This window comes from Mesorhizobium sp. M0862, assembly GCF_040319795.1.
GTDB lineage: Bacteria > Pseudomonadota > Alphaproteobacteria > Rhizobiales > Rhizobiaceae > Mesorhizobium.
This window is the reverse complement of sequence record NZ_JAMYOJ010000009.1, coordinates 216,299-235,030: the sequence shown is the minus strand read 5'-3', so window position 1 is coordinate 235,030 and position 18,732 is coordinate 216,299. Positions and strand designations below refer to the sequence as shown.

Below are 18,732 nucleotides of genomic sequence, written 5' to 3'. Positions count from 1 at the left end.
CAGCGCTGGCGGTCTTAACTTCAGTCTTGGTCATGGTGGCGTTCCTTCGCGGGAATCAGGTGACGTGAACAATCACCAGCCTGCCATGACCGCCCTCTCTCAGCGAATTTGCAGAACTCTCAGCACACTACCCCCTTCGCGTCGCACGGTGGACTAAGTACAAGAGGCCATTACGGCGCGTCGCCAAAGCGGAATATACACAAATGTCTTCCGTCTGGATGGCAGCTGCAGAGCAAGTTCGGCCCACGCCCGCAAAGCCAGGCGAACAATGCCTTTACCGGATTAACTTGGCGTATCCGGAAAGCAGGTTCATCCGGAAGGGCAGGGTGTTCTGGAAGGGTGGGTTCACCTGCACGGGTAGGTTCATCAGGAAGCTTAATATCTTGAGCGTCTATGCAATGTCGCTCTCTCAAAACCGGGGAACCGCTTTTGAGCGACACGCATTGGGTGAGCACAGAAAGACGATCGGCTCCGTCACTTCTTCCTGTTTCGGCTCGCAGATGCGGGCAAGCGTGTACTTGTCGACGTTGTTCGCATACGGCTTCGATATCGGCGTAGGTGCCGTGTCACCGTGCCGCGATAAGGGTTCACAGCGGTCGAGTTGACGATAGCGTTCTCAGCGAAGATGTCGGCGGTTCGAGCCCGTCATCGCCCACCATATCCGGCCCGCATATCCCGAATGCCGGGCGCGGCCGCAATGAGCCGCACCCGCCGTTCTTTCCTGGCGCGCTAGTCTATCGCTTGACGTAGCAGTTCTTCTTCACGCGGCGGATGGGATCCTCGCCAAAGGCGTCGACGCTGCATGTGACGCCGTTCCTGAATACGCCCTGGACGTACTGGCCACGCGCCCCGTATCTCACCACTTTGCGGCCACGGAACTCGCAGAACCGCCCCTCCGAGGCGCAGGCCACCCATCTGCCGCGGCCCTGGCCGTAATCATTATCGCCGTAATTGTCATCATTGCCGTAATTGTCGTCGTCGTTGTCACCATAATCATTACTGCTATCGCGCCTCGCAATATAGCAGGCCTTGTCGCGGCCGGGCGCCGGGTCGCCGAAGACGCGATTCGAGCAAGGCACGGAACGACGATCGAAGAAGCGGGAGGTGGTCTGGCCGCGCGCGCCGTAGACCACTTCCGAGGGGTAGGGCAGGCGGCAGATTTCGCCTTCGTCGGCGCATCGCTGCATCCGCTGGGCGGATGCGGTGGCTGGAAAAAGAATAGAGACGGACGAGGCCAGGCCGACCAGGCAGATGAATGTAAACGTCATCCGGATCAAAGCATTGAAGGTTTTTGACACGATTTGTCTCCCGTTCGATTCGACCAGCATGGTACAGCAGCCTTGTTAAATACACGATGAACGAAAGCCCTCCGGGAAGGCAGGACAATGATGGATCATCCAGGGCGCCTGATGCTGCGGTTGCTGTTCGCATTGGCAATCTCTGGTATTGGGCGCTTCGCCTATGCGGGGAATGTGGGCGACGGCGTCGACCAGCCCGCCGCCAAGGCAGCCTTGCTCAAGGCCTATCCCGGCCTTTTCACCATTTCGGGCAATGTCCTGACCTGGACCGACGGCACCACCATGGTGTGGAACGACGGCAAGGCGCGCGACGCCGACGCGTTGCTTGAGAGCCCCGACATCGAAGACATGTTTCGCTACGTCTATCCCAGAGCAGCCGAGGGCGCGCTGGTCCCGGCGGAGGATTTCGATCCCGGCCGTATCCGCAATGAACCTTTCTTCGAGAAGCTCTACGGGGCAAGTGCCGCCGAGGTGGGCAAGCACATCGCCAACGTCAAATGGTTGCCGAAGCTCGGCAAGAAGACCGTGCAGGTCACCAGGATTTTCGGCATCAACGACCAGCTGGGCAAGGTCTCCGCTGCGCTTGAGGCGATGCCCGCGGAGCTGAGCCGTTACGGGCTCAAGCCCGGCGGCGGCTTTGTCTGGCGGCCGATCGCCGGCACCGACCGGTTGAGCGTTCACTCGTTCGGAGCGGCCTTCGATATCAATGTCGGCTTCTCCGACTATTGGTACAACAACAGGAACAAAACCAACCCGAAGGCCCACATTCCCTTCAAGAACCGGATTCCGCTGGAAATCGTGGAATTGTTCGAGAAAAACGGCTTCATCTGGGGCGGGCGCTGGTATCACTACGACACCATGCACTTCGAGTACCGGCCTGAGTTGCTGCTGTACAAGAAATCCGGCTGATCACGGCGGCAGCAGCCGGAAATCCTTGCCTTCGGGCAGCAACTGGCCGCCATCGACGATAATCGTCGTGCCGGTGATATAGCTGGCATCGTCGGAGGCGAGGAACAGGAAGGCGTTTGCGACGTCGCGCGGGCTGCCGAGGCGTCCCAACGGGATGGAGTCCTCCATGTTCTTGATGTACGCGGCGCCGCGATGCAGCTCGATCGCTTCGGTCAGGATGTTGCCGGGCTCGACGCCGTTGACGGTGATGCCGTAGCCCGAAAATTCCAGCGCCGCCGAGCGGATGAAGCCGTTGATGCCGGCCTTGCTGGCGGCATAGTGGCCGTGGCCGGGGCTGGTGACGTGCGGACCGGTGATCGACGAGGTGTAGAGCATGCGCCCGTAACCTTGCACCTTCATCGGCGCCAGCGCCGCCAGCGTGGTGTTGAACGTGCCGCGCAGATTGACCGCCATCACCCGGTCCCAGTCGTCCGGGCTGGTGTTTTCGATCAGCTGCCAGGGATAGATGCCGGCATTCTGCACGACGATGTCGAGGCGGCCATGGCGGCTCAGCGCCAGCGCCACCGCAGCTTCTGCATCGGCCATTTGCGAGATGTCGGTGCGAATGAAATCCGCGCCGAGCTCGTCCGCGGTCGCCTGGCCGGCTTCGGCCTCGCTGTCGGCCAGGACCAGCCTTGCGCCTTCCTCGGCAAAGCGCAGCGCAATGCCCTTGCCGATGCCGCGCGCGCTGCCGACGATAAGCGCGACCTTGTCTTGCAGCCGTCCGGTCATGTGAGCTGTCCTGTCATGCGAGTCTTTGGCGAATGGTTTGCTTGAAGGCGTCGAGCAGCACGGCGGCGAGCACCAGCAGGCCATGGATCACCTGGGTGAAATTGGCCGGCAGGCCCATCAGGTTGATTGCCGTGTTGATGGAGGAGAGCAGCAGCACGCCGGCATAGACGCCGGGCAAGGTGCCGACACCGCCTTTCAGGCTGACGCCGCCGATGACGACCGCGGCAAAGGCGTTGAACAACAGCCCGGTGCCGAGATTGGCGGTGGCGCCCGAGGTGCGGATGGCGAGCAGCCAGCCGGCGAGGCCGGCAATGGCGCCGGCAAGTACGAAGGCGATGATCAGATTGCGGTTGACGCGGATGCCGGCGCGGAAGGTCGCGGTCTCGTTGCCGCCGATCATCACGAGGTGGCGGCCGAACGGCGTTTTGGCCATGATCAGCGAGAACAGGACGAAACAGGCGACCGCGATCCAGGCGGTCAGCGGCAGGCCGGCCATTAGCTGGATGCCGAACCAGCGGATGGCCGGCGCCAGATCCTGTGCCGAGCGGCCGCCGGAAATCACCAGCACCAGGCCGCGCACCCAGATGTAGGACGCCAGCGTAATGATAAAGGCGCTCATCTTCACCTTGACCACGAGATAGCCGTTGAAGGCGCCGATGAGGCCGCCGACGGCCAGCGCAACCAGCAGCGAAACCGGAACCATCAGCCATTGCGGATTGAGCTGTATGCCCATGCCGATGCCCGATGAGCAGAACAGGATGCCGACCGCCATGGCGCTGAGTGCGGCCACCGATTCCACCGACAGGTCCATATGGCCGGCAATGATGACCAGCGACAGGCCGATCGACATCACGCCGAGAACGCTCGAGGCCTCGATGATGTTGGCGAAGATGCCGAGCTGGAAATAGTTGGGGACGAAGACGGAAAAGACAACCAGCACAAAGATCAGCATGAACCAGACGAGGTTGTCGAGGACGAACTCCAGGGCTTTGCGGCTGCGCGGGTTCATGGGCTGATCCGGTTGGCGCCCCCGAGAAAATCAGGCTGAGAAATCAACTCGATTTCATCGGGTTCAGGCGCGGGTTTAGGTTCGCCACGGTGTCCTGGGACGCGGCGTCGTGAATGGGCAGGCTCCGGGCCGCAATGGCCCGGAGCGCTTCGCTAGGCGACTATTCGACAGACTTGATCGTGTCCGTCGGCGGCTTCTGGTTGCCCCAGAAGGCCGGATTGTCGACGTTTTCCTTGGTGATGGCGGCGCCCGGGATCTTGATGTTGGGGCCCCAGCTCTCCTTGGTCACGGTCGACTTCAAGCCGAGCACGTCATACTCGCCAGGCTTGATTTCCTGCTTGCCGGCGATCTTGTCCATGAACATCGCCACGGCCGCGGCCTGCGCGTAGAGCGGCTGCTCGACTTCGACATTGAGCCAGCCCTTGCGGATCAGGTCGAGACCGACCGGAGCGCCGTTCGAGCTCATCAGCATGACGTCGCCCGGCTTCTTGCCGGCGGCCTCGAGCGAGGCGACGGCTGCGACCGACAGGTGCGCGGCATGGCTGAAGATCAGGTCGATGTCGGGGTTGGCGAGCATCTGGTCGGCAACGATCGTGCCGGCGTTGCTGGCTTCCCATTGCATGGCCGGCAGCGAGATGATCTTGACGTCAGGAAACGCCTTCAACTTCTCCTCGAAACCCTTCTGGATGTCGAGCGTGTAGGGATCGCCGGGATCGCCGAGCACCTGCAGGATCTTGCCCTTCACAGAACCGTTCTTGGCGGTCAGAAGCTTTTGCGCCTGCTCGGCGGCGACGTAGCCGATCTCGACCGTGCCCGCCACCGAGGTGAAATCGGACGGGGTCGAGGTGATCTGGCGGTCGAACTCGACCACCGGGATGCCGGCCGCACGCGCCGCTTCGATGGACGGCTTCAGCGCGTTGAAATCGACGGCGGCCAGGATGATCGCCGCCGGCTTCAGCGCAATGACGTCGTTCATCTGCGATTGCTGCGCGTCGGTCTTGTTGTCGGCGTTGAGTGTTTTCACCTCATAGCCGACCTGCTTGAGGAACAGCTCCAGCGCGCTCACCGAGCCGGTCTGGAATTCATCGAGCAGGGTCGGGACCATATAATAGACGGTGCCCTTGGTCTGGGACATTGCCGGCGTGAGCGAGGCAAGAGCCAGTGCCAGGATACCGAAGACAAGAACCAGTATTCGCTTCATGTCGTTCGCTCCTCTTTTATACCGGACCCCTCTTTTGTCCCTCAACCTGCCGGTCCGGCACCGGCAAGCGTCTCACCGGTGATCATGTTGATCACCGCATCGGGACTTGTTTTGTTGCGTGCGACATCGCCGGCCACGACGCCTTGCCGGATCACCACGATCCGGTCGGCGACCTGGAAAGCCTGTTGCATGATGTGGGTGATGATGACGACGCCGATGCCCTGGTTGGCCACCTGGCGGATCATCTCGAGACCGCGCCTGGTCTGCTCGACGCCGAGTGCCGCGAACGGCTCGTCAAGCAGCACCAGCTTGCCGCCCCAGTGCACGAAGCGGTTGAGCTCGATGGCCTGGCGTTGGCCGCCCGAGAGATGCTCGACATTGGTGCGCAGCGACGGGATGCGGGTGCCGGCACTTGCCAGCGCCTTGCCGACCACGGCCTCCATGGCGCGCTCGTCGAGGATGGGGACACCGAGAACCTTGCGGGTGATTTCGCGGCCCATGAAGAAATTGGCGACGACGTCGACATTGGTGCAGAGCGACAGGTCCTGGTAGACGGTCTCGATGCCGGCAGCCTTGGCCTCGGCTGGCGTTTTCGCCAGGAATTCCTTGCCCTCGAACAGCATGCGGCCGGAGCTCGGCTCGAGGCCGCCGGCGATGATCTTGACCAGTGTCGACTTGCCGGCGCCGTTGTCGCCGAGCAGCGCCACGACTTCGCCCTTGCCGATCGAGAAGCTGATGCCCCTCAGCGCATGAATGGCGCCGTAATTCTTGGTGACGTTTTCGAGTACCAGCAGCGGTTCGGTCATGCCGCCACTCCCTTGCTGTGCATGAGGTCGGACCGGCGCTCGCGCTCGGCAATGAACATCTGGCCGAAGCGCGGCGACAGCACGCCCGAAACGGCTAATGCGGCAGCGCCGCGCAGCACCGAATGCTTGCCGCCGGTCGCCACCGTCACGCGCGGTGTCTTGCGGTCGCGCCGCGCCGAGACCGAATTGGGAAGCTGTCCCGCCGCGCCGACCAGCTTTTCGAGCAGGTCGGTGGGCGCAAGCCCGCCGAGGATGACGGTTTCCGGGTCGAACACATTCTCGATGGTGACGATGGCGTTGCGGAAGATCGGCGCGATCTCGGCCACCCAGGCGGCGTCGCTGATGTTGCGGCGGCGACGTGCTTCGAGCGAGAGATACCGTTCGAGGCAGCCGCTGTTACCGCATGGGCAAGGCTCGCCACCGGGAACGGCAGGGATGTGTCCGATTTCGCCGGCATTGCCCCAGGCGCCGCGCATCACCGCGCCGTCATGCACGATGACGCCGCCGAGGCCGACGCCGAAATAGAGGTAGTAGTATTCGGAATAACCGGAGCCGAGACCGTAAAGCCGTTCGCCCATGGCCGCCGCCGCCATGTCGGTTTCGAAGAAGGCCGGCAGCCCGGTCGACGCCGCCAGCCGTTCCGGCAGCGCGACATCCTTCCAGCCGGCCATGGTCGTCGGGCCGACGAAGCTCATCGACTCCACGCCGAAGGGTCCAGGCAGCGCCATGCCGATGCCGAGCACGCGTCCGCCGGGGCGCAGCGCGGTCAGCTCGGGCACCATCGCGCCGATCAGCTCGAAGGCATGGTCGGGCGTCGCATGCGGCGCCTCGCGATGCATGCTCTCGATGACATCGCCGCTGAGATTGATGAGCGCCGCGTCGATCCCCAGCGGGGTGAGGTGGACGCCGACGGCATAGCCGCCCTCGGGGTTGATCCTGAGCGTCGCCGGCGGCAACCCGCGTCCGCGCGGCTCTTCGCGCAGCGACAGCACATAGCCATGCTCTTCGAGTTCGCGAACGATGGTCGATACGGTCTGGACGGTGAGGCCAACGCGGCCGGCAATGTCGCCGCGAGCTATGGGACCGTGAAGGCGGATGGACTCCAGCACGATGCGCCGGTTGTAAGGCCGCCCGAACTCCTGATTGGTTCCCCGCAGTGCCATGTCCCGCGCCCTTTACGAAGGCCAGACTTGCACAGGCAATTTATTCAGTCAAATGGAATTCAAAAATAATTCGGAATGGTTCCCAGACGCGGTGCAGGACCTGTCCCATGCGCCGCGCTGGCCGATTGCAGCCGGGCTGAAACCACCGCAATGGTGAATGACGTCAGGCGGGCGCGGGGCTCGCCCGACCAGTGATCCAGCAGGAAAACCGATGATCGAATTGCCTTTTGCGCGCGATGAGTACCAGCGGCGGCTCAAGAAGATCCGCGCCGAGATGGCGGCGCGTGGGCTGGAACTGCTGGTCGTCAACGATGTCGCCAACCAGCATTACATCACCGGCTATGACGGCTGGTCGTTCTACACGCCGCAGGTCGTGCTTGTCCCGATCGAAAACGAGGCCGAGCCGGTCTGGATCGGCCGCGCCATGGATGCGGCAGGCGGCTTGCTGACGGCCTGGATGAAGCCGGAGAATGTGGTCGGCTTCCCCGAGGACCACGTGCAGCGCGCCGATCGCCATCCGATGGACTGGATAGCGGCCTGGATCGTCGCCAAGGGCTGGGGCGCGAGACATATCGGCATCGAGCTCGAAGCCTATTATTTCTCGCCGAAGGCGCATGCCCGGCTCGTCGCCGGCCTGCCCAATGCGAAATGGCACGACGCCGATCTGCTGGTGAACTGGATCCGCGCCGTCAAATCCGCGCCCGAAATTGCTTATCTGCGCAAGGCGTCGACACTTGCCGAATCGGCGGTTTCGCGGGCCTTCGAAGTCATCGCGCCAGGCGTGCGCGAATGCGATGCGATTGCCGCGATCCAGGCGGCGCAGATTGCCGGCAGTCCAGACTTCGCCGGCGACATCACGGCACTTCCGCCGACGATCCTCGGCGGCGAGAATGCATCGGCTCCGCACATCATGTGGAGCGACCGGAGGTTCGGCAAGGACGAGACGATCGCGCTCGAACTCGCCGGCGTTTGCCGCCGATATGCCGCAGGCCTCGCCCGAACGATGCAGCTCGGCAAGACGCCGGCCCGTGTCGCCGACACCGCAAAGGCGGTGATCGAAGGCATGGATGCGGTGCTCGACGCGGTCAGGCCGGGGACCACAGCCGAAGCGGTCGAGGCCGCATGGCGCAAGGTTATCCAGCGCTACGGGCTGAAGAAGGAATCGCGCATCGGCTACTCCATCGGCGTCGCTTATCCCCCGGATTGGGGCGAGCACACGATCAGCCTGCGGCCCGGCGACAAGACCGCGCTGCAACCCGGCAATGTCGTGCACTCCATTCTTGGCATGTGGATGGATGGCTGGGGCATCGAGATCAGCGAGACCATTCTGGTGACCGAGACCGGCCATGAGACGCTAACCAAATTCCCGCGAGACATCCATGTCAAATCCTGACCGGCCCGCAGCACCGGGCGGTGCCGCGACCCCGCCATCGATGCCGGAATTCTCGATCGGATGGTCGAGATCCGCCGTCATCTGCACCGCCATCCCGAATTATCGAACCGCGAGATTGGCACGCGAGCTTATCTCAGGCCGATGCTGGCCGGGCAGGGGATATCAGATCCGCGACGTCGCCCGCTACGGCCTGGCCGTCGATATTGTCGGCTCCGGGAGGCCGTCAATCGCAATGTGGCGATAAGGGTGATGCATGCCCGTGGCCATGACGCCCATGCCTCGATGGGCTTCGCAGTGGCCGTGCATCTGTCTCAGCCCAGGGACAGTTTTGTCGGCACGGGTCCGCGCTTGGTGCGACCTTGGATCCGGAACCAGCGGGCAGGGCGCGGAGAAGTCGGGCAGCAACCAGCCGCCTGGCTTGACCCTACAGATACTGCTCGACCTTCTTGCCGACGGTCAGGAAGCGCAGCGGGTCGATGGCCTCGCCATTGTGGCGGACTTCGTAGTGCAGGTGCGGGCCGGTCGAACGGCCGCTGCTGCCGGTCTTGCCGATGATGTCGCCGGCCGCGAGTTTTTGGCCGACGGCAACGTCGATCTCGCTCAGATGGCCGTAGCGCGTGGCAAAGCCGTTGCCGTGATCGACCTCGACCATGCGGCCATAGCCGCCGTTCCAGCCGGCCTTGGTGACGATCCCGGCCGCGGTGACCTTGGCTGGCATGCCGACCGGCGCGCGGAAATCCATGCCCGAGTGCAGGGCAGCGGTGCCGAGGATGGGGTCAGTGCGCACGCCGAACGGGCTGGTGACGGAGTGGCCCGGCGCCGGGTTGGCGAGCGGCAGCCGCCGCGCCTCTTTCTTCAACTGGTCGAGCGTATCCAGCGCCTCGTCCAGTTCCTTGACCTTGCTGTCGAACATCATCGAGCTGTCAAGCGGGATCAGCGGTCCGCCGACATCGCTTTCGTTTTTGCCGAAATCACTGTCGACCGGCAGACCGGCCGCTTCCAGCGCCTGGGTGATGGCATCGGCGTTCTTGTAGGCGTTGTCGGCCAGGGTTTCGATGCGGGTGAGTTGCTGGCTTTCGATAGCCTTCAGTGAATCATTGATCGAGACGAACAATTTGTCGGCACGGTCCGCAGCCGTTTCGCTGGGCAGCGGGTCGGAGCGTGTCGACCACAGCGAGAATGGCCTGGTGTCGCCCGAACCGAGGCTGGCGACCGAATAGGCGAGTGGCTCGCCGCCAGTCAGTTCGGCATGCTCGTCGAGTTTTGCCGCCACATCCGCGGCGGCCGGCGTGCCGACCTCGTTTTCAGCCCGCTCGAGAATCGGGCCGAGGCGGCCATGGCGCTGACTGAGCTGGCTCTGCCGCTCGATCAATTCGCTGACCTTGGTTTCCATCAGTTTTTGGTCGAGAAGCTGGCGGCTGGTGATGCGGTCGACCTGCGCGCGCAATGCGGAAATGCGATCTTCATAGGCCTGCTGCATGCGCGCCTGCCGGGCCGTGGTGGCGCCGATCAGATCGTCGCGCAGTACGAGATAGGAGGTCGCCAAGAGATAGCCGATGGCGATCGCCGCCAGTGCCGAGCCGAGAAAGGCGACGAGCCACGGCCGGATGGTGAAATGCCGTATTTCATTGCCCCGCGCAATGATGACCGTATGCGGCTCCTTGCGCCTGCCGAAGACCGCTGACTGACCGGTTAGGTTCACGGGACCAAGCTTTCGTTACGACACCAACGAAGCCCGATTACACATTATTAGGGTTAACAAAGTTTTGCCGTCGCGGGCGCGCTAGTGACCAACGGTGTCAGCCAACCGCATATATGTCTTATGCCCCTAATGCACTGCGCGGCGTTGGCCAGATCGGTGGCGCCTCAGAGCGCGCGGACCGCCTCCAGCACTGCTTCGGCATGGCCTTTCACCCGGACCTTGCGCCAGATCCCGGCGATCCGCCCGTCCTTGCCGATCAGGAACGTCGCCCGCTCGACGCCCATATAGTTGCGGCCATACATCGTCTTCTCGACCCACAGATTGTAGGCCTCGATCACCTTGCGCTCCTCGTCGGCAACCAGGTCGACGGTGAGATCGTATTTGGTTTTGAACTTGTCGTGCTTCTTCACGCTGTCCGGCGACAGGCCGATCACCACGGCGCCGGCCTTTTCGAACTCCGGCTTCAGCTGCGAAAAGCTGATCGCCTCATTGGTACAACTTGTGGTGTCGTCCTGCGGATAGAAATAAAGTACAACGGGCTTCCCCCGCATCGAGGCAAGGCTGAGTGAGCCGCCGCCGTCGCGCGGAAGATCGAATTGCGGCGCAACGTCGCCAACGTCGAGATCAGCCATATCGATGCCCTTGTTTGAGGTTACGCGGCCCTAAATCAAAGAGATAGAGCATGATGCCTGGACAAACGGAAACCGTTTGTCCGAGAAAACCGCCTCACACTTTTCGGCATCATGCTCTAGCCTGCGTCGTTATAGTGTCGGGCGGGGATTCGTCCACGATCGAATTCGCACAACGGAAAATTGCGTGGATCAGGAAGAACCGCAGCACGAGAAAATCCGGTTCAGGCGTGACGAGATCACCGACCTGGGGGCTTTCCCGTCCGCTTGCCGCGTGCCGCCGCTCGGCAAGGCACGGATCGGCCGCGGCTTTCGCATCCTTGCCCGGCTGTTTGCCGGCATTGGAGCCCTTGTGCTGCTGGCAGCGGCCGCCGTCTACGTCATCGGCGCCACCGGCATCGGCAACGAACGGCTGCGGTTGGAAGCCGAAACGGCGATCGAGAAACTGGCAGGTTTCGACGTCAAAGTCGCCGTCGGTCCTGCCAGCCTGACACTTGACGGATCGAGCTTCATTGCGCTGCAGGTCAAGGATGTCAGCGTCGAGACGGCCGACGGCAAGCCGATGGCCGATGCCGGGCGCGTCCGCTTCGGCATCCGGCTGATCCCGCTGCTTTCGGGCGAGGTTCGGCTGACCAGCGCCAGGATTTCCGACGCCCATATCGTCACCGCGGCAATGCCGTCGGGTGGTGACTGGACAGCGCGCCTGCGCAATCAAGACGGTCTCATCGATCCGGAAAAACTGGCCGCCGCCGTCTTCAGTGACGTCAATCATGCACTCGATGCCGTGCGCGAGGATTCCATGCGCCGCATCGATCTCAAAAATGTCGCATTCGAGCTGCCCGAGGCCGGATCGGTCAAGCTGGTCATGATCGCCAACGCGACGGTGCTGCAGTCGGGCCCCGGCAGCGTGGAGTTCTCGTCCGAGGCGGATGTCGATGGCCGCGCGCTCACCGTCACGGCCACCGCCACCCGCGATACGAGCTCGATGCGCGTCACCGCCTTGAACGCCGCCATCGACATGGCGGATGTCGCGGAGACAACGCCGGCGGCCGGCGGGCGAACCGGCGCGATTGCTTTGAAGCTCACCGGATCCGAAGGCTCGGGCGAGACCGATTCGCGGCTGACGGGCTCGCTGTCGCTAACCGGCTCGGTGCTCGACCTCGGCACACGCGGGCTGTTGCCGGCCGATGTCAATGTCGACGCCGCCCTCGTCTCCGGCTCCAACAAGATCGATGTCGGCAGGCTGGTTCTAAAGACCGGGCGCTCGGCGTTCAATTTCGCCGGCTCGATCGGGCCAAAGCCGTCGACCGGCGCGGCCGGCGAGGAGCCTTCCTATCGTTACGACCTGACCAGCGACGGCTCGACGCTGGCGCCTTCGGAATCGCCCGAGCCGGCGCTGAATTTCTTCGCCCGCATCGCCGGCGTCTATCAGGTCAAGAGCCGCAAGCTTGTCGCCGACCAGATCGGCATCAGGTCGGGATCGGGGAGCGAAGTGCTGGGAACCGCTGCGGTTTCCTTCATCGACAACGGACCGCCGGGTATCTCGGTGTCGCTCAACGTCCACGACATGGCGGTCTCGCACGTCAAGCAATTGTGGCCCTGGTTCTCGGCCAAGAACGCGCGGCTGTGGGTGCTGCAGAACCTGTTTGGCGGCCGCGTCGTCGATGCCAGCCTGCAGTTCCAGGTCGTGCCGGGGCGTCTCGGCAACGGCGTGCCGCTTTCGGCCGACGAGGTGTTCGGCCGCTTCCAGGTCGAGGGCTCGCGTTTCGACACCGCCGGCCGCATCCCGCCGATACGCGATGCCGTCGGCGTCGTTTCCTTCCACGGCAACGATGTCGACGTCGCGCTGTCGTCGGGCAGCGTCTATATGCCGAGCGGCCGCACCGTGGCGGCAAGCAATGGCACACTGTCGGTAAAGGCGGCAAACCACCCGCCGGTGATCGGCGCGCTCGACATCGACGTCGCCGGCGAGGCGCCGGCCATCGCCGAACTTGCCTCCTACGAACCGATCAACGCCATGCGCCATGTCGGCATCTTGCCGGACGACCTTTCGGGCACGGTGACCGGCCACGTCAAGGCCGACATTCCGTTGCAATCCGGCGTCGACACGTCGAAGCTCGATTGGCTGGTATCGCTCGACTACAAGGACCTGTCGCTCGCCAAGCCGTTCGAAGGCCAGATGGTGACCGATGCCGACGGCTCGATCGAAGTCGGGCCCGGCAAGGCGGTGATCTCTGCCAAGGCGCGGCTGAACGGCATTCCAGCCGAGCTCGATCTGGTTGAGCCGCTCAGGGATGGCGGGCCGCCGCGCAGCCGCAAGGTGGCGCTTGTGCTCGACGACAAGACGCGCGCCATCGCCATGCCTGGCCTGTCGCCGCTGATTTCCGGCACCATCAAGGTGGCAATCGACAAGAGCGGCGAAGGCGGCAGCCAGAACGTCGACGTTGACCTGACGAGCGCCAGGCTGGACATTCCCTGGGCAGGCTGGAGCAAGGGGCCGGGCATTGCCGCCAATGCCACTTTTACCATGAGCAAGTCCGGCGATACCACGACGCTGTCCGACTTCGACCTCGACGGAAAGAGCTTTTCGGTCGAAGGCGATGTCGTCCTGGTCAAGGGCGCGCTGTCTTCGGCGCGCTTCAGCAAAGTCGCCTTGAACCGGGGCGACGATGTCGCCGTGACGGTGAAGCGGTCGGGCAAGGGCTTCGCAGTCGATGTCAGCGGCAACGCGCTCGATGCCCGCTCGCTGATCAAGCAGTTCACCTCCGATGTCGATACCGCCACCAAAACCACCGGCACGGACGCGGTTTCGGTTAGCGCCGACGTCAATTCGCTAAGCGGGTTCCATGACGAGGTCCTGTCCAATTTGAAGCTCGACTACAGTGCCGCCGGCTCCAGGGTGAACAGGCTCAAGGTCAGCGCCGCGGCAAGTTCCGGCGCCGCCATCACCATCAGCAATACGGCAGGCAATGGTGCTCGCGCGCTCACCATGAAGTCGGCCGACGCAGGCGCCATATTGCGCTTCCTCAACATCTACGAGCATATGGAAGGCGGATCGATCACGCTGGCGCTCAGCGGCGCAGCCGACGGCCCGATGCGGGGACAGGTCGATTCGAGCAACTTCTTCATCGTCAATGAACCGAAGCTTGCGTCCATCGTATCGACTACGCCAGCCGGCGACAGCCGCAGCCTGAACGAAGCGGTCAAGGGCAAGATCGACACTTCGCGGGTAAAGTTCGAGCGCGGCTTTACCGAGATCGACAAGGGGTCGGGCTATTTGAAATTGGCGAATGGCGTGCTGCGCGGCCCGCGCATCGGCACCACCTTCCAAGGCACGCTCTACGACCAGAACAACAATATGGACATGACCGGAACCTTCATGCCGGCCTATGGCCTCAACCGCATCTTCGGCGAGTTGCCGTTGGTCGGCGTTCTGCTCGGCAACGGCCGCGACCGAGGCCTGATCGGCGTCACCTACCGGCTTAAGGGCAACGCCAACAAGCCGGTGCTGGACATCAACCCGCTATCGGTAATCGCGCCGGGCATTTTCCGCTCGATCTTCGAATATCGCTGAGGATCCCAGAAGACGGGTCAGACCGGCCGCACCAGAACGTGTTTTTTCTTGCCCACTGAAAGCTTTGCGACGTTTTCCGGACTCAAATCAAGAGGCGTCACCATCCGCCGGTCGTCCGCCACCGGCTGGTCGTTGAGGCGCACGGCGCCACCCTGTATGTGACGCCTTGCCTCGCCGTTTGACCCGGCAAGGCCCGCGCTGACCAGCAGCGACAGGATGCCGATGCCGGCTTCCAGCGCGGCGTCGTCCACTTCCACGGTCGGCAGCGTTTCGGCCGTCACGCCTTCCTCGAATGTCTTGCGCGCAGTTTCCTCGGCCGCGAGCGCCGCCTCGCGGCCGTGCACGATGGCCGTGGTTTCGGTGGCCAGCACCTTCTTGGCCTCGTTGATCTCCGAGCCGCCAAGGGCGGCCAGCCGCGCGATCTCCGACAGCGGCAGCCGGGTGAAGATCTTCAGGAAGCGCTCGACGTCGGCATCCTCGGTGTTTCGCCAGTACTGCCAGAAATCATAGGGCGAGAAGAGGTCGCCGTTCAGCCACACCGCGCCCTTGGCCGATTTGCCCATCTTGGCGCCCGACGATGTCGTCAGCAGCGGCGTGGTCAGCGCATAAAGCTGCGGCGTGCCCATGCGGTGGCCGAGATCGACGCCGTTGATGATGTTGCCCCACTGGTCCGAACCGCCCATCTGCAGCCGGCAGTCGTGGCGGCGGCTGAGCTCGACGAAATCATAGCCTTGCAGGATCATGTAGTTGAATTCGAGGAAGGACAGCGACTGTTCGCGCTCGAGCCGCAGCCTGACGCTGTCGAAGGTCAGCATCCGGTTGACCGAAAAGTGGCGGCCGACATCGCGCAGGAACTCGACATAGTTGAGCTTCATCAGCCAGTCGGCATTGTTGACCATGATGGCGTCGTTGCCAGTGTCGCCGAAGCGCAGGATGCGGCCAAAAATTCGCTTGATGCCCTCGATGTTGGTGGCGATCGCCTCGGGCGTCAAAAGGCTGCGCTGGTCGTCACGGAAGGACGGGTCGCCGATCATCGAGGTGCCGCCGCCCATCAGTGCGATCGGCCGGTGGCCGGTCTCCTGCATCCAGTAGAGCATGGTCGCCGATATCAGATTGCCGATGTGCAGGCTGGTCGCCGTGGCGTCGTAGCCGACATAGGCGGTCACGGTTTCCTTCGCGAAAAGTTGATCCAGCCCGGTCTCATCCGAAATCTGGTGGATGAAGCCGCGCTCGCTCATGACGCGCAGGAAATCGGACTTGAAGGCGGGCATTGTTTCTTCCTGAAAGCGCCGGGTCCGAACGGCCCGGCATGGCCTGAACGCGGGCGTTTAGCATCCAAGCGCGTCAAGCAAAAGTGGTTTCCGATTTTGCGCCGGCATGGACAGCCTATTCTGCACTGCCGCGCATGCTTGCTTCATCCTGTCGGCTGGCGTAATGAGGCGCCGCGCCAACGGGTTCGATCCGCTGGAACGGCACCGCACGGCATCCACCGAATGCCATATCTTGTGACAGAGCCCGACGCGATATGCCGGACGCATTGATATCCATCGTCATTCCCTGCCGCAACGAGGCGGCGAACCTGCCGCTGCTGATCGACGAGATCGAGGCGGCGATGACCGGGCGCGACTTCGAAATCATCGTTGTCAATGACGGTTCGACTGACGACACCGCTTCGGTGCTTGCCGCTGAAGCCGCCAAACGTCCGTTTCCGCTTCGGCAGCTTCGGCACGAAAAATCCGCCGGCCAGTCGCTTTCGGTGCGCTCGGGCGCCTGGGCGGCGCGCGGCTCGATAATCGCCACCATCGACGGCGACGGCCAGAACGACCCGCAATATATCCCCGTGCTGGTCGATGCGCTGCGTCGGGCAGGGCCCGATTTCGGCGCCGCGCAGGGGCAGCGGTTGAAGCGCCGCGACAGCAAGATCAAGCAATTGGCATCGCGTTTCGCCAACTGGCTGCGCGGCGCGATCCTGCATGACGACACCCGCGACACCGGCTGCGGCCTGAAGGCGATCCACACCGATATCCTGCGCAAACTGCCGTTCTTCGACGGCACGCATCGTTTCGTTCCGGCCCTGGTCATCCAGGAAGGCTACCGCGTCGTCCATTGCGACGTCGTCGACCGCTCGCGCCGCCACGGCAAGTCGAATTACGGCATCTTCGATCGCGGCCTGCAGGGCGCGCTCGATCTCGCCGGCGTCTGGTGGCTTCGGCGCCGGCGCCGCAGAATGCCAAAGGTAGAGGAAATCACGCATGGCTAACGTGTTTCAGGAATTGGCGACCTGGCTGCACCAGGTTTTCGTCAAGCAGTTCGACGCCTGGGTTCTGCTCGGCTTCGTTGCCCAGTTCTTCTTCACCATGCGCTTCCTGGTGCAGTGGATCGCTTCGGAAAAGGCCAAGCGCAGCGTCGTGCCGATCGCTTTCTGGTTCTTCTCGCTGTTCGGCGGCGGGCTGCTGCTCGTCTACGCCATCCAGCGTGAGGATCCGGTGTTCATCGCCGGCCAGGCCATGGGCATGGTGATCTATGTCAGAAATTTATGGCTCATCGCCAATGAGCGCAAGGCGGCGATGACCAAGGTCGACTGAGCCACCAGTCCCGCCAAATTCAGTCTGTCCGGTGTCGAAATGAGCAGGAACTACATCTTTCTCTTCCTGTTCAGCCTGATGATGACGGCGTCGGGACTGGCCTCTTTGCCGCCGCTCGACCGCGACGAGCCGCGCTTCGTCCAGGCGACCAAGCAGATGACGGAGACCGGCGACTATGTCGACATCCGCTTCCAGGACGCGTCGCGCTACCAAAAGCCGATCGGCATCTACTGGCTGCAATCGGCGGCGGTGACGCTGAGCGGCCAGGGGGCACAGGCGCCGATCTGGATTTACCGGCTGGTCTCGGCGCTGGGCATCGCCATCGCCGTCGTCGCAATCGCCTGGACCGGGGCCAATCTGTTCGGCGCCAATGCCGGTCTTGCCGCCGGCCTGGTCATGGCGGCGATTTTCGCCACCGCCTTCGAAGGCCGTGACGCCAAGACCGACGCGATGCTGCTTGCCTGCTGCGTTCTGGCGCAAGGCGCGCTGGCGCAGATTTATCTGGCATCGCGCCGCAACGAGCCTGTCGCCGGCCATCTGCCGTGGATTTTCTGGGCTGCGCAGGGCGCGGCTATCCTCATCAAGGGGCCGATTGCACCGCTGCTGTCGGCGCTGACGGTGCTCACGCTGGTTGCTTTCGAGCGCGACTGGCGCTGGCTGGCGAGGCTGAAAGCCGGGCGTGGGCTGATTCTGGTGCTGTTGATCGTGCTGCCTTGGCTCGCCCTCATCACTTGGAAGAGCAACGGCGCCTTCCTGCAGCAGGCCGTCGGCAAGGATATGCTCGGCAAGGTCGCGCAAGGCGAGGAGTCGCACGGCGTTCCGCCGGGCTTCTACGTGCTGACCTATTGCTTGTTCATGTGGCCGTTCGGCCTTGTGGCGCTCGGCGCCGGACTGCAGGCGCTCAACCGATTGCGCGACGATCCGCGCCTGCGTTTCTGCCTCGCCTGGTACGTTCCGTTCTGGCTCGTCTTCGAATTGATCCCGACGAAACTGCCGCATTATGTGCTGCCGGCCTATCCCGGCATGGCCCTGCTCATTGGCTGGCTTTTGACGCTGACGCCGCAAGAGGCAAATGCGCCGCTCAGGCGCTGGCAGACATGGCTGTGGTGGGCGACCGCATTCGGCACCGTCCTGGTGACAGTCGGTCTCGCCGTGCTTTGCGTCGGTGCGCCGATCTATCTCATGAAGACATTTTTATGGTGGAGCGTTCCGGCCGCCGCGGCAGCATTGGGCGCCGGCTACCTCGCTGTTTCGCGCCAGACGCTGGTGCCGCTGGTCCGCATCGGCGGGGCTGCGGTTTGCGCCGGTATAACCTACGCCCTGCTGTTCGGTGTCATCGTGCCGTCACTGAAACCGATTTGGATGAGTCGGGAAATCGAGGCGGCGGTTCGCGCCGATCGTCCCTGTGAGATGAGCGTGCTCGCCTCCGCGCAATATCACGAACCGAGCCTGGTATTTCTGGTGGGCACAAAGACGGTACTGACCGATGTCGATGGGGTTGCGCAACATCTGCTTGGCGATCCGGCCTGCGCTTTGGGCCTGGCGCCGGTCGGCGATGAAAAACGGCTGGATGACCTGCTGGCAGGGCAAGGCAAGAAGGCCAGCCGCGTCGCCGAGATCGACGGCATCAACTATTCGTCAGGTGATAAATTGTCGCTCGGCCTGTACCGTGTGGCGAACTGATATCTCTTC

15 protein-coding genes are annotated in these 18,732 nt (G+C 63.2%); 6 read left to right on the top strand and 9 right to left on the bottom strand.

What is annotated here, in order from left to right; all coding sequences use genetic code 11:
* Positions 1-734: 734 nt before the first annotated feature.
* The gene (locus NKI15_RS16530; RefSeq protein ID WP_023708653.1) at positions 735-1,328 is read right to left on the bottom strand and encodes a hypothetical protein; all 594 of its coding nucleotides are present in this window, start codon (positions 1,326-1,328) and stop codon (positions 735-737) included.
* Between the two features lie 57 nt (positions 1,329-1,385).
* Here NKI15_RS16530 and NKI15_RS16525 point away from each other — a divergent pair, with 57 nt between their 5' ends.
* The gene (locus NKI15_RS16525) at positions 1,386-2,207 is read left to right on the top strand and encodes a M15 family metallopeptidase (protein ID WP_352514095.1); all 822 of its coding nucleotides are present in this window, start codon (positions 1,386-1,388) and stop codon (positions 2,205-2,207) included.
* On the opposite strand, the gene NKI15_RS16520 is transcribed toward NKI15_RS16525, so the two are convergent.
* The 5 genes from NKI15_RS16520 to NKI15_RS16500 form a co-directional block, all read right to left on the bottom strand.
* Positions 2,208-2,978 carry an SDR family oxidoreductase gene (locus NKI15_RS16520; RefSeq protein ID WP_352511298.1) on the bottom strand — a complete coding sequence of 257 codons (771 nt, stop codon included), beginning with the start codon at positions 2,976-2,978 and terminating at the stop codon, positions 2,208-2,210.
* Positions 2,979-2,991: 13 nt separating this feature from the next.
* Positions 2,992-3,987, bottom strand: coding sequence for an ABC transporter permease (locus tag NKI15_RS16515; protein ID WP_352886376.1), 996 nt, complete (start codon positions 3,985-3,987; stop codon positions 2,992-2,994).
* A gap of 160 nt (positions 3,988-4,147) precedes the next feature.
* Entirely contained in the window at positions 4,148-5,188 is a 1,041-nt protein-coding gene (locus NKI15_RS16510) for a sugar ABC transporter substrate-binding protein (RefSeq protein ID WP_023684845.1), read from the bottom strand.
* A gap of 41 nt (positions 5,189-5,229) precedes the next feature.
* On the bottom strand, positions 5,230-5,994 hold the full coding sequence (locus NKI15_RS16505; RefSeq protein ID WP_023669142.1) for an ATP-binding cassette domain-containing protein: 765 nt from the start codon (positions 5,992-5,994) through the stop codon (positions 5,230-5,232).
* Positions 5,991-7,157: an ROK family transcriptional regulator gene (locus NKI15_RS16500; protein ID WP_023694099.1), complete on the bottom strand. Its 1,167-nt coding sequence runs from the start codon at positions 7,155-7,157 to the stop codon at positions 5,991-5,993. Before NKI15_RS16500 ends, NKI15_RS16505 begins: the two co-directional genes overlap by 4 nt.
* A 211-nt stretch (positions 7,158-7,368) precedes the next feature.
* On the opposite strand from NKI15_RS16500, the gene NKI15_RS16495 reads away from it, so the two are divergent.
* On the top strand, positions 7,369-8,550 hold the full coding sequence (locus NKI15_RS16495) for a M24 family metallopeptidase (RefSeq protein ID WP_023822412.1): 1,182 nt from the start codon (positions 7,369-7,371) through the stop codon (positions 8,548-8,550).
* A 424-nt stretch (positions 8,551-8,974) separates the two neighbouring features.
* Here NKI15_RS16495 and NKI15_RS16490 read toward each other — a convergent pair whose 3' ends face one another.
* Positions 8,975-10,252, bottom strand: coding sequence for a M23 family metallopeptidase (locus tag NKI15_RS16490; protein WP_352514094.1), 1,278 nt, complete (start codon positions 10,250-10,252; stop codon positions 8,975-8,977).
* A gap of 164 nt (positions 10,253-10,416) precedes the next feature.
* Positions 10,417-10,884: a peroxiredoxin gene (locus tag NKI15_RS16485; RefSeq protein ID WP_023697549.1), complete on the bottom strand. Its 468-nt coding sequence runs from the start codon at positions 10,882-10,884 to the stop codon at positions 10,417-10,419.
* Positions 10,885-11,068: 184 nt separating this feature from the next.
* On the opposite strand from NKI15_RS16485, the gene NKI15_RS16480 reads away from it, so the two are divergent.
* Positions 11,069-14,455, top strand: a complete 3,387-nt coding sequence (locus tag NKI15_RS16480) for a hypothetical protein (protein ID WP_352514093.1) — start codon at positions 11,069-11,071, stop codon at positions 14,453-14,455.
* Between the two features lie 17 nt (positions 14,456-14,472).
* Here the strand turns inward: NKI15_RS16480 and tyrS are convergent, their stop codons facing one another.
* Positions 14,473-15,726 carry a tyrosine--tRNA ligase gene (gene tyrS, locus NKI15_RS16475; RefSeq protein ID WP_352459436.1) on the bottom strand — a complete coding sequence of 418 codons (1,254 nt, stop codon included), beginning with the start codon at positions 15,724-15,726 and terminating at the stop codon, positions 14,473-14,475.
* Positions 15,727-15,980: 254 nt separating this feature from the next.
* On the opposite strand from tyrS, the gene NKI15_RS16470 reads away from it, so the two are divergent.
* From NKI15_RS16470 to NKI15_RS16460, 3 genes are read left to right on the top strand one after another with little or no spacing between them, the layout of a single operon-like run.
* Entirely contained in the window at positions 15,981-16,715 is a 735-nt protein-coding gene (locus NKI15_RS16470; protein ID WP_023690217.1) for a glycosyltransferase family 2 protein, read from the top strand.
* Complete coding sequence (locus NKI15_RS16465; RefSeq protein WP_023669132.1) at positions 16,708-17,040, top strand: lipid-A-disaccharide synthase N-terminal domain-containing protein; 333 nt, start codon at positions 16,708-16,710, stop codon at positions 17,038-17,040. Before NKI15_RS16470 ends, NKI15_RS16465 begins: the two co-directional genes overlap by 8 nt.
* A gap of 39 nt (positions 17,041-17,079) precedes the next feature.
* Positions 17,080-18,723, top strand: a complete 1,644-nt coding sequence (locus NKI15_RS16460) for an ArnT family glycosyltransferase (protein ID WP_352514092.1) — start codon at positions 17,080-17,082, stop codon at positions 18,721-18,723.
* Positions 18,724-18,732 lie beyond the last annotated feature (9 nt).